The 11,408-nt window shown below is 48.3% G+C and carries 12 protein-coding genes and 1 pseudogene; 9 read left to right on the top strand and 4 right to left on the bottom strand.

Going from position 1 to position 11,408, the window contains the following annotated elements; translation table 11 throughout:
* Window positions 1-440: 440 nt before the first annotated feature.
* Window positions 441-1,048, bottom strand: a pseudogene (locus V6Z81_10940) (sulfite exporter TauE/SafE family protein).
* A gap of 4 nt (window positions 1,049-1,052) precedes the next feature.
* Between V6Z81_10940 and V6Z81_10935 the strand changes: the two are divergent.
* Window positions 1,053-1,349, top strand: a complete 297-nt coding sequence (locus V6Z81_10935) for a hypothetical protein (protein MEG9862982.1) — start codon at window positions 1,053-1,055, stop codon at window positions 1,347-1,349.
* A 258-nt stretch (window positions 1,350-1,607) separates the two neighbouring features.
* On the opposite strand, the gene V6Z81_10930 is transcribed toward V6Z81_10935, so the two are convergent.
* Both V6Z81_10930 and V6Z81_10925 read right to left on the bottom strand, forming a co-directional pair.
* Window positions 1,608-1,922, bottom strand: coding sequence for a hypothetical protein (locus V6Z81_10930; GenBank protein ID MEG9862981.1), 315 nt, complete (start codon window positions 1,920-1,922; stop codon window positions 1,608-1,610).
* Between the two features lie 61 nt (window positions 1,923-1,983).
* Complete coding sequence (locus V6Z81_10925; protein ID MEG9862980.1) at window positions 1,984-2,304, bottom strand: hypothetical protein; 321 nt, start codon at window positions 2,302-2,304, stop codon at window positions 1,984-1,986.
* Window positions 2,305-2,752: 448 nt separating this feature from the next.
* Between V6Z81_10925 and V6Z81_10920 the strand changes: the two genes are divergently transcribed.
* From V6Z81_10920 to V6Z81_10885, 8 genes are all read left to right on the top strand, one after another.
* Window positions 2,753-2,971 (top strand): hypothetical protein, encoded by a 219-nt coding sequence (locus V6Z81_10920; protein ID MEG9862979.1) that lies wholly within the window; start codon window positions 2,753-2,755, stop codon window positions 2,969-2,971.
* Window positions 2,972-3,144: 173 nt separating this feature from the next.
* Window positions 3,145-4,344, top strand: coding sequence for a hypothetical protein (locus V6Z81_10915; GenBank protein ID MEG9862978.1), 1,200 nt, complete (start codon window positions 3,145-3,147; stop codon window positions 4,342-4,344).
* Window positions 4,332-5,708, top strand: a complete 1,377-nt coding sequence (locus tag V6Z81_10910) for a pyridoxal phosphate-dependent aminotransferase (GenBank protein MEG9862977.1) — start codon at window positions 4,332-4,334, stop codon at window positions 5,706-5,708. The genes V6Z81_10915 and V6Z81_10910 overlap by 13 nt, the downstream gene beginning before the upstream one ends.
* Window positions 5,705-6,934 carry an ATP-grasp domain-containing protein gene (locus V6Z81_10905; GenBank protein MEG9862976.1) on the top strand — a complete coding sequence of 410 codons (1,230 nt, stop codon included), beginning with the start codon at window positions 5,705-5,707 and terminating at the stop codon, window positions 6,932-6,934. The genes V6Z81_10910 and V6Z81_10905 overlap by 4 nt, the downstream gene beginning before the upstream one ends.
* Window positions 6,927-8,129 (top strand): ATP-grasp domain-containing protein, encoded by a 1,203-nt coding sequence (locus V6Z81_10900; protein MEG9862975.1) that lies wholly within the window; start codon window positions 6,927-6,929, stop codon window positions 8,127-8,129. The genes V6Z81_10905 and V6Z81_10900 overlap by 8 nt, the downstream gene beginning before the upstream one ends.
* The gene (locus tag V6Z81_10895) at window positions 8,130-9,305 is read left to right on the top strand and encodes an MFS transporter (GenBank protein ID MEG9862974.1); all 1,176 of its coding nucleotides are present in this window, start codon (window positions 8,130-8,132) and stop codon (window positions 9,303-9,305) included.
* A gap of 724 nt (window positions 9,306-10,029) precedes the next feature.
* Window positions 10,030-10,233, top strand: a complete 204-nt coding sequence (locus tag V6Z81_10890) for a hypothetical protein (protein ID MEG9862973.1) — start codon at window positions 10,030-10,032, stop codon at window positions 10,231-10,233.
* A 21-nt stretch (window positions 10,234-10,254) separates the two neighbouring features.
* Window positions 10,255-10,695 (top strand): hypothetical protein, encoded by a 441-nt coding sequence (locus V6Z81_10885; GenBank protein ID MEG9862972.1) that lies wholly within the window; start codon window positions 10,255-10,257, stop codon window positions 10,693-10,695.
* 435 nt (window positions 10,696-11,130) lie between these two features.
* On the opposite strand, the gene V6Z81_10880 is transcribed toward V6Z81_10885, so the two are convergent.
* Window positions 11,131-11,408: hypothetical protein (locus tag V6Z81_10880; GenBank protein ID MEG9862971.1), on the bottom strand; the 278-nt coding region annotated here is incomplete at its 5' end.

Raw genomic sequence — 11,408 nt, 5'->3', positions numbered from 1 at the left:
CACCAACCGCTCTCGACCCAGCGGCGTCAGTCGGGCATTGTTGTGGATGTTCATTCGGGCTTGCCTCCAAGGAGGTCTGAAGCTCAGTAACTCCAGTCTCCCCGGTCAGGCCCGAATCGACAACCGGTTGAAAGCTCACACCTAGAGCATAATCCGATCCGGAGAAGCGAGGTCAGATCAAGATTATGCTTGAAAAACAATCAACCAGAGCATTTTCCATGATTCCATTGCCACGGAAAATGCTCTATTGCGCGAGAGCGCACGGGTTGGCTCTCAATAACCGTGCTTGGTCTTCCGGGGATCCGGGGTTGTCTTGCAGCAGCAGAAATTAAATGTGAGGCATCGAGGCCGTATTCCCGGTTTTACGATCCGCGCAGTTGCAGCTTGCCGTGCCTGTCGGGAACGGGCTTTGGCCGAATGACCATCTTCAGCCGACAATCTCAGGCAATTAGGTCATAGGACATGCGTAGCGATGTGGCGGCCGGAAACAGGCTGAAACAGATGCGCAATGCGCGACGCGGAATAGTGTGCGCGATACGAGCGCCAATCGGGGCGTATAATGTCGTCATCGGGATCAAAAGAGCCGCGGCTGGCACATTGACAGATCCGAGCGAAAAGGGCAGGCGGGTATCAACACCGATTCTCGATGCCACATAGCCAATAACACCAGGAAGGGCGATCATGAATCCAATGGCCGCCGAGGCGCCGACGGCGCGACGGATATCATACCTCAAAACACTCAGGATCGGGACGCAGAGTGTTCCCTCACCGATTCCCATCATCGCCGAAAGCCCACCGGCAATGATCCCGAGAACGGCCCAAACCGCCCAGGGCGGATTTTCCGTGTATGGGCGTGATCGCGAGCCAGCATCATGTTGGCCGCTATCAGAAAGGCGACAACGGCAGAAACGGTGGTCAGGACACGGCCGTCGGCAAGACCGCCAATGATAGCGCCGATCCCCGCGCCGACAACAATCGCCGGCCCTAAGCGGTTCAAAAGAGTTGTGTCGAGTGATCCTCTCCGGTCATGACCACGGGCCGAGGTTATAGAAGTGGCGGTGATTGTCGTCAGTGATGTTGCAACGACAACCTACATGCGCGGATTGACGTTAATCTCCATGGCGGCCAGAAACTGGTGGAATACCGAAACGATGACGAGCCCTCTGCCCACCCCTAAAAGTCCGGCCGGGAGACCCATGACAACACCGGCAACAAGCATCGCCCCCGCCCAAAACCGCAAAGGCTCGCGTCACCCGCCATTTCACTCATGTCTTTTTATTACCCTTAAGCCTATCGGCCGCTATCTGTTCACGCTCCCTTTGGCGAGACCTTACAATGAGCCGACGTAAACCGGTTTTCAATCAATCTCCGAACCCCGAACTTATTCGTAAAGCCACGTCTTGAGAGCAATGCCTTATGCGTCAACGACGCTCAACATCTCCTTCCTGACAGAACACAGCCGATAAAAGCATAACACTGTCTGGGAAGCTCCGGCCACCCGGCTTGCGCTGTATGTTGCATTGGCTGGGGGTCTCCGTTCCGAACGGCTTGTTTGCACAGACATTGTCAACCCGGCTTGATGGGCTTGGGCTTTCGGTACCCACCATTTACGCGCTGTCGGCGAGATAGATATTGCCGCCGACCCATAAATCATGCGGCCATGCTTCAAGCGGCGTATGGCTGATAATAAGGTTACCGATAACCGTCAATCCCTCGGGCAAGATGTTTATCCGAGCATTATGGATATAAAAGTCACCGCATACGGTCATACACTTTGGCAATGCGCGTACATATGGACCACTCAAGCCGAGATTACCCTCGATTCTCGCTCCGCGTTTGAGAGTAAACCGACTCAGCGATAAAAATGGTCCACTGGCCCATATGAAGTTACCCTCGTTGCGTACGGCCGATGTGGCAACCATGAACTCGACCTCTGCGGAACATATGCGGAACTTTAAAATCAGCATCACGGTAAAATCAGCATTACGGTACTTCTCCCCTCCCAGCGGTTTTGTCTACCGCCGGGCGGGGAATATCCGAGGGCCAAGGAAGGTCCGTGGGCCAGTGGTCGGAGAGGTATTGGGCGACTCGCGCCGCGCGACGAGTGGTGAGGTCATGGCCGCGTTTCAAACGAGCGTAAAAATCACCGCTGCCTGATGCCATATGGCCAACAGTATGGGGGCTACGCCGGACGGCGCGCGCTAGGACCTCGATAAGCCGGATGATCTGGTCGCGAGACATATAGCTAAAATGGGCTATATAGCGCATGAGTGTCAAGCAACATTTGGCAAAAAGTGTCGTCATTGCACAGATTTGTTTATTTCTATGCTATATATTGCATGGATGGAGACTTGTGATAAGGTTTGTTCTGGCGACCAGGGAGACGCCGGCGCGGGAAAAAATATTGGCGCACATGGCCGTTTTGCACGCCAATCTGCCGGTTTGAGGCGTTCAAGGCATTTGGGAAGGCCATGTTTCCTCAAGCGATCGAGTCGATTGCGTTGCTTGCTCTTTAAAGGTGTGTTTTCATATATACTCGCTCTAAGATAGGGTTTGCGCGCTCTTACCGGGTGCGGTATCGGGAGTCCTTTCGCCGTTTTGCGTTTGATACCGACGTCCCGGTTACGGGCTATGTCAGATGGTTCACCATTGGGCATTTACAACATGAATGCGAATTCCCGGCTTGGCGATAACTTTGGGTCTTTGCAAGTGCGATCGTCATGGCTTTTTCGGTATCGCCACGGGGGGCTCAATGATTCCGGAAGGAATCGGGGATGGCGATTATCGTCTGATTTCGTCTAATATGCCGCTTGCCATGGGTTTGCGGGTTTGGCTGAAGAATCATCAGGCCAAGAGTCGGTATCAAGCGTCCGGTTGCCGGGGCCAGCAAGAGCTGAAGGTTGTGTGGTTGGCCGGAGCCGGAGGGCGAGGCCATATAATTCATTGTCTGATCGACCATACATCAGGCTGAAACGGTCTGAAGGTTTGGAGTATATCCGAAAGGGTTCCCTGTCGGCTCGGCAAGGGGAAGGAGCATGCCTTTGTGGGAAACCTGGCCCCGGGCGCAACCATAGGCTTTGCAGGGATTGTTTCCACAAAACGGTTGCGTTGCGCCCGCCCATGACGTCGCCTGGCAGATTATCCTTGCCTATCGAAAGTTTTTATGATAAGGGGCCGTTAAAGTATCAGTACGCCGACCATAATAATGGCGCCGATATGAAAACGGTTTTGATAATAGGGAGTGGCGTTCTGGCGAGAATGGTCGTGTTGCAGCTGTCCTGGAGAGGGAGCGTGGGCAGGATGGTCATTGCAGCCAGAAACTCAAACGCGGCGAAATCGATCGCGAATTTAACCCGAATCTCATGTCGTAATCATGCCTCGCCCGAGATCGGCATCGTTGAGATGGACCTGGATCGGGAATCGCGGACCACAGAGGTATTGTCGCGGTTAAAGCCGGATATCGTCTTCAACACGGCAACATTACAGGCCTATTGGACGTTTGGAGAGCTGCCGGCGCCGATCAACAAGGCGATAGCACTCGCCGGCGTCGGTCCCTGGACCTCGATGCATCTTTTGCCGGTCTACAAGCTGATGCGGGCGGTTCATGCCTCGCAACTCAACACCACGGTTATCAACTCAGCCTTCCCCGACGCCGTGAACCCCATACTGGCTGAAATTGGGCTTGCCCCGACAATAGGGATTGGAAATCTGGCCAATATCGTTCCGGCGTTTGAATTGGCGGCGGCGCATCAACTCAATGTCGAGAGCCGATCCATTACGGCATCCCTGGTCGCGCATCATGCCGTAAGCAATTCAATCCCTCGTTTCGGCAGCAGCCGGGGAACTCCTTTCATCATCAGATTCTACCACGATGGGGAAAGCGACGTCACCGACGATGTGGATATTGAAACCGCATGCGACGACATAAAAAATCGCTTCGCCAGACCGAGGGGAAAAGAAGGGATGTGGGTGACATCATCTTCCGCCGTCAGTATCATTGAGGCACTGCTTGGCAAAGACACCGGCCAAGTATTGCACGCCCCCGGCCTTAAAGGTCTGGTCGGCGGTTACCCCGTCAGGCTGGTCGATGGCGCATTCAAACTGGCCCTCCCGACCGGGATCGACCCGGCCGAGGCGGTAAGGGTCAACCGAAAAGGCCAGACATTCGACGGCATCGATTCGATCAGCAGCGATGGATTCCTCGACTACACCGATCAGGCGAAAGACATTGTCGAGGCTGTGACGGGGATAAAACTGACGCCTCTGTATTTTAGCGATCTGGAAGCCTATGCGAGGGCGCTTTTTCGTCAATATCGGGAGTTTCATGAAAAGTGGAGCTCATAAACAGGGACTGGCATGGGCAATTGCTGGAGGTCAGGCGGATTCTGGCAGGCCGTAACCAAACGGGGTTGAAAGCATACAACTCCATGTTCGATGCCGACGTGCTGTCCTATGCTCACGGTGACGGCGTGTCCAGGCCCCACCCCTATGTCATTGCCAAAACGATGGAAGAATTTCTGACGCCGGAGAATGGGTCCGTGGATGATTACCTGTATTTATCCGAGGACCGGGAATTGCTGGATATGTTGACGGCCGATTTTGTCCATGACGGCATACCCTTCGAAATTGCCCGTAATATAGCGCTGGATAATGGCTCTTCGGCATTGATTTGTCACATTATGGAACAAATTATCAAACAGAGTAATGTTAAAAGGGTTTGTGCGCCCGCCTCTTTTTACCATAATTTTCCCTCATGGGCTGAACATTACGGTTTGCAGTTCGATGTTGCTCAAACAGAAAGAAATAATGATTATAAAATGACATATTTTCAGTTTAATAATTATCTGAAAAAGAATGGGAATGGCATTATTTTGCTCCTGCAAAATCCAAATCATGGCGGCGCGATCTATAAAGAGACGGAGTTGGCGAAAATAGCGAAAGTGGCTGAATGTTATAAAGCTTGGATCGTTGTGGATAGCGTTTTTTCAGGGACGGAGTATGAGCTTGATTATACTCCGGCGCTGGCGTCTGTGGCCGGTGACAATTATGCCAGAGTCGTCACTGTGAAAAGCACGTCAAAACGGTTCAATATTGCCAATGCCCGCATCGGCTGGTGCTGTGGAGCCAAGACGTTTATAACCGAATTGAAACAAAGAATCGTTAACAAAAATGTATCCATATCTAAATATAGTATTGATCTTCTGAAATATAGCTTTAAACATAGAACAAAACCAACTTCAAGTCTTAAATCTTGTCTCAGAAGGGTGGATATCTTAAAAAGATTTGTCAGTGAATTTAATGGCGAGCAGGGCCGAGAACTCATTGCGGTTGAGCATGAACCGGAAGCCGGCCATGGCGTTATTCTGAGTTTGGATCCTCTCGTCGAGGGGCTGGATATGGAATCGATCGACGTTTGCAGAATGGCATTGGATAAGTTTAAACTTGCTCTCTCTCCCGGTCAAGCGTTGGGGTATGAGGGCTGTAAGCTCAGAATAGCGATATCGTCCATCGGTCTGAACTTGACCTACGGGAAAAGCCGGGAAGAGCGCGCCATAATCATCAATTATCTATCTGGCACCCAATCGGAAGATGAATTGTTTTCTTTCCCTTATAATGAGAAAGGGCTACGGAAAGGCGAAATATTTTTTGAACGTAGTTTGGAAAAGCGGTTTAAACCGTTCCTGCTTCACTTGGGCAACCTGAAATGAAAACCATTTATATACTGGAAACGAATTTTGCCGGTAACGGAGTGGAATGCGCCGAGGCGGCGGTCGAGCTCGGCTATGACGTTATTTTCATTTGCGGAAGCATTAAGGACTACCCCAGGCCGTTGTGGGATAAATTCGGGATATTTAAAGAGGTTAAAGTTCTCGATAGCTATGACATCACTGCGCTGACCGGTTACCTTGCCGAAGAGGAGGCAGCCGGCGTGCAGATTGCCGGAATTCTGGCCTTCGATGATTTCAGACTGTTACCGGCGGCTCTTGTCAATTCCATGTTTTCGCCGTCGGTCGGTCCAGCCGTGAAGGCGTTGATAAAATGCAGGTTTAAGAATTGTCTTAGAAAAACCCTGGAAAAAAGCGACTATGCGCTGAGCTTCACAACCTTCGATATCGACAGGATTCAGCATTGTGACGTTACGTTCCCCTGTGTGGTCAAACCTGTCGATGAGAGCGGCAGCGTCGGCGTCACGATTTGTCGGGAGGAAAGCGATTTTCAAAACGCTGTTTCGTTTATCAAGACGAGACGTGGGCCGAACGGCAGAGGGTATACCATTTCCGGAACGATCATCGCTGAAGACTATGTCGAAGGCCCTGAATTCAGTGCGGAACTGTATTTCCATCCCGGGCTGCAAAGGTGGAAAATCCTCGGATTCACCAGAAAGTTCTCGACGCCGCCACCCAGCTGCACGGAAATCGGCCATATTTACCCTTGTCCGCTTGAACAAGAAGGCTATGATTCAGAAGATGTATTTTCGCAGCTTGTTGAAATTGTGTCTCTTGTTGGCCTGAGAAATACAGTCTTGCATTTTGAGTTCAAACTCGTGAATGGTCGGGTCAAGGTTATCGAAATCAATCCGAGGGTTGCGGGCGGCGGCATAGCCAGGCTGATACATGAACACACCAAAACCAGCCTCAATCTTTTATATCTGTGTTCCAATTTAGGCTTGGAGCCGCCGGTTGGCGGCAATGACGGCCATTATTATTCCGTGCTCTTTTTTATCCCAAAACGCGCCGGGACCGTCCGTGAAATCCGTTTCGATGAACCAGAAAACACGCTGCATGCGGACATCGGGGCATTGCCTCAGAAAATCATGGGAGACATTAATGGGGACCAAAGATTGGGCTCTTTGATCGTGAGATCGGGCAGCTATAAAAAGGCTCTCGAATTACAATCGCGCTTCAATGAGCGTTATGAGGTCGTCTATGACTAAGAGCGTCTTGTTGGTCGGCAGCAACCATCTCTTAATCGAGAGGGCGCGGCTTGAGGGGTTGCATGTTTATCTCGTTCATAAGGATCGGTCGGTTATCGAGTCCAATGCTTTATTGGTCGGAGACTCTTTGTTGACGGACTATGAGGATCGGCGCAATTGGGACGAGATCGTTCGTTTCGCCGGGCAACATGGTATCGAGAGATGTCTGAGCCTGTCCGAGGGGGCGTTGCTTTGCTCCAGATATGTGGACGATCGGCTGACCGGCGGCGACCTCTTGAGAATCAGCGCGCTGACTAAGAACAAATATCGCCTGCGCAGCGCCCTGTCGGACGCTTATCCCTATACGATCCCTTGGATGGTTCCCGAATCGATAAACGATATACACGCCTTTGTCGAAGACCATGAGACAGCTGTTATAAAGCCGGTTGATGGGGTCGGGAGCCGCGAGGTAAGATATATTGGCCGCGGCTTTGCCGAGCATGCCGTGTCGGGTTGCTTGACCGGCGGCTACCTGCTTGAAAAAAAGATAGATGGTCGTGAATTTTCGGTCGAAGCGATTGTCCATGGCGGAACACGCCGGGTGATCGGTATCACCGAAAAATCGCTTTATGAAGGAACGTTCGTTGAAAAGTCGCATATTGTTCCAGCTTCACTCCCGTCTCGGTCAAAAGAGACCCTGGAGGCGGCCTGCCTGGAATTCCTGGAGCTCATCGGCGCCAGACAAGGCGTTTATCACATAGAATTTATCCTTGAATCCTCGACCGGCAAACCCTGTTTGGTGGAGGCGCATGATCGGGTGGGGGGAGATTGGATACCGGAGTTGTGGTATTTTATCACCGACATTGATTTGTATAGAGAATATATTTTATCAAGTACAAACAAAAATTATGCGCTTCCAAAAGTTATTTATAATTCTAAAATCTGTGGTATATTCTTTTTTGATATTGAAAAGCCAAAATTTATCAATATAGGATACTATAAATTAATGGGTATTGAGGGGGTTGTTTGCGTTCAAAAAAATAAAAAAGGGCCGATAACCAGCGTCGGAAAATCCTCGGACAGGCCCGGGTTTTTTATCGTAAAAACCGATTCGAGAGAGCGGCTTGAGGAGAGTGTCAGGCAGGCATACTCATCCATCGCGCCTGCTGCCATTGCACCTGTTCCATTGCCCGACAACAACCAAAGGGCTTCATAAATGCGCAAATATCCCATTATAACCTTCCTGTCCATGAGTTTTTGTTGTATGGGAATGTTTTGCTTTTTTCCCTATTTAGCGACTGAAATTGTTGAATATGCAAGATTCAATCCCAACGCACTTTCATACATTTTACTTGTCAGCTTCTTTTTAGGAAATTTATTATCTTTAATTTTAACAAACTACAAAATATTTAAAAACGTAAATAGAGATTACTCATTTTCTGTCCTCATATTTTTCATGTCATCATTGCTCATATTTTTTGCGGATAAAGGGGGACGTACAGGAATAACTTTTGTAATAATTGGACTCATTTTATATCGATTGGCTGTGGGATATTATTTTTCCATATCAAGAATTACATGCTATAATGCATCAAAAAATATAGACTCATTGAATATTATTACATATATTAAATTCATCAATAGTATAGCAAGTGCTGTCGGTGTTTTGATTGGAAATTTCGTTAATCAGAGTTATGGTTTTTACGGATCATTAATGATAGCTTGCATATTATTTTTTGCAGGATTTATAATGAGTTTCTTCATCAAATTACATAAGAAAAAAGAACATTCTGTTGTCGGTAATATTAAAATAATGAATAAAAAAATTCCCTACTTTGTGATTTTTATTTGTATAGCCGGATCGTTCCACTTCATATTCGAAGCACAAATCTATACTTTTTTAACTTTAAAGGCAAAATTGTTTTTTCCTAATTATGGTGAGATAATAAGAAATTCATTTTTGATAAATGCGTTCTTTATTATAATCTTTGCTTTTTCCATTATAAGTGGGGCTAAAAAATTTTTAACCACAAGCATTTCTATATTTGTTGGCAGTCTATGTTCATTGATTGGCGTTATCATATTGAGTTTTACCCCTAACAGCGTTTTTATATTTTATATTTCTGTTATATTTTTATCTATGGGAGAAATAATAATACCTCAAATTTTTATGGAATTAATATCTAAAACTAATAGAGAAAAAGACCTCAGAAGAAATTTTTCCTGCTTCAACATCGCTACAAAAGCCATAGGAATGTCTTTTGGCAGCTATATCGGCGTTATGTTGGTGGATAAATCGTTTCATATCGCTGTTTTATTTTGGGGCATGTTTTTTCTCATGACAAATATTTTTGTGTTCATGGCAATGAAACATGAGACCGACACCCATTGATACGGATGTAAAGGCGTAAGCGACCCGAAACTAGAGCATAATCCGAGCTTGCCAAGCGAGAGTGAGGACGATCAAGATTATGCGGCAAAATAAAGATTTAAGAGCACCGGTTCGATTCAAGCGGATCGAACGGCGCTCTAATGGAGTGAATGATGGTTTATAGCTGGTTCGGCAAGGGGGACCGATTAAGCGGGATGTTGCCGTGCCGCGGGTGGACATCTCTCAAAACCCCACCTCCTGAAGTTGCATCCAAAGGTTTAGGTTTTTTACAGACGCCCAGCTTTCACCGTGTCGAACATGCGATTTCCGCAGGGCGCAACATCTTGGAAATAGTTCCAGTCGATTCAATACCGGAATCCCGCGTAGCCTTTGCGCCGGGCCCGTTGACGCAAACTTAAGAGACACGAGACATGGACCGAAACTCAGGAAGAAACGGGTCGCAAGAAGGCAAGCGGGCGAACGACATTCCTGCATAAGGCTTGTCCTTCAGCGACGGCGCCATCTGGTCCTGGAGCGCAAGTCCCGGTCCATGCCGGATCTTTGAGCCCGCCTCTAAGCCGGACCGGTCGAATGTGTAAGTAAGGGACCTGTTGGAATCGCATTGGGGATTATATCATATCACAGAGTACAACATCTACACGGGACATCAATTTTTTGATCTACACCAATCTTCCCGCTCAGTCGGCGGACCAGCTCGGCCTGACCGCGAATCCCACTGATCGCGGTGCTTTCCCTGAGGCTTGATGCCGGCGGCGGCGGACTGCTCAATGCTTTGCAAACGCTGCCATATTTCCTGCTTTTCCTTCCGCTTGGCGTGTTGGTGGACAGAATCTCGAAAAAGCATATGCCGATCGCGACCGAATTGATACGCATCCTGGCGCTCCTGGCCATTCTCGGGTTGATTTTTGTCGATCTGGTCGAGTCGTGAAGCCTGATGATTCTGGGTTTCGTGGCCACCTTCGGCTCGGTTGGGTTCAATGCAACCCTGCCTGCCTACTTGCCAAGTCTTGTCGAAAAAGACCGGCTGACCTTTTGGACAGATTTGCCCGACAAAATATGCATGATCAGTGATTATAAAATGACTAAAAATATGAAAAACATGTATGATGCGATGGAAAAGGAGTTTGTATTGTGGCTATCAAATGAAGACGCGATAGTCGTTGATACGACTATCACTAAATACGCTAAGTTAGCCCAAATTCAATGCGGATGGGTATACGACGATCGCCACAAAGTGCACAAATTAGTGGAGGACGATAAAAATCTTGGATTGAAGCTATTACGTGAAATAATGAACGATGAGATAATCGGCAAGGTTGTGGTTTCATATCGGCATAAACTGGTATACGGACAATTGTTGGGCTGTTTCGGTGAAACCCGTTGCGAATAGATTACTGATGGAATAAAACTGAAACAAATAGAACAACAAAAGAAGCGGTTCAATAGTGATGACGCGGTAAGAATTATGCTGGCCCAAGCACGGGCGGGCAAATACGGCCACACGTTGTTAGGGAACCAACAAAACCATAAATCGGCATGCGCGACGATGATCTTTTATGAAAACAGCTATTCGCTGGATGATCGGTCGTAATTGGAGGGTAGAGTGCACCGCTACGGTCAAGCATGTGAAAGCATGTCTTATATCGATTTATCCGGTGCCTCGCTTGACCGCGCTTGCATAAAAGCACTGCAACGAAAAGAAAATATGTTTCAAGTTGTGTTCAATTCTTTAAAAAGTAAATAAATAGAGAATTGATATTAGGTTTTTAATGTTGTCCTGGGGTATTTATTTTGTGGTTTCCGAATTTTTAGCCGTTTTGCAGCTTTATGATTTATCAACCCATCCGCATAGTTGGGGTTTGATCGAGTTGATTTTATTTTCAATGGCGATCGTCGTAATAGGGTGGTCGTCCATAGTGTTGCATAATATTGGGCGCGCATGGGTTGACTGGGATAGTATGGCCTCTCGAACAAGGCGGGTTCCGCCGCGCGCCGTCTGACTAGAGCATAATCCGATCCGGAGAGAGCCAAGGACGATCAAGGTTATGCTTATAAAATAGAATGTTGGAGCGGTATTGCGATTCAATTTGAACGCAATCCGCT

This window comes from Parvularculales bacterium, from assembly GCA_036881865.1.
Lineage (GTDB): Bacteria > Pseudomonadota > Alphaproteobacteria > JAPOUT01 > JBAJNM01 > JBAJNM01.
Note: the sequence above shows the minus strand (reverse complement) of the source record. Positions and strands in the feature narration are given on the sequence as shown.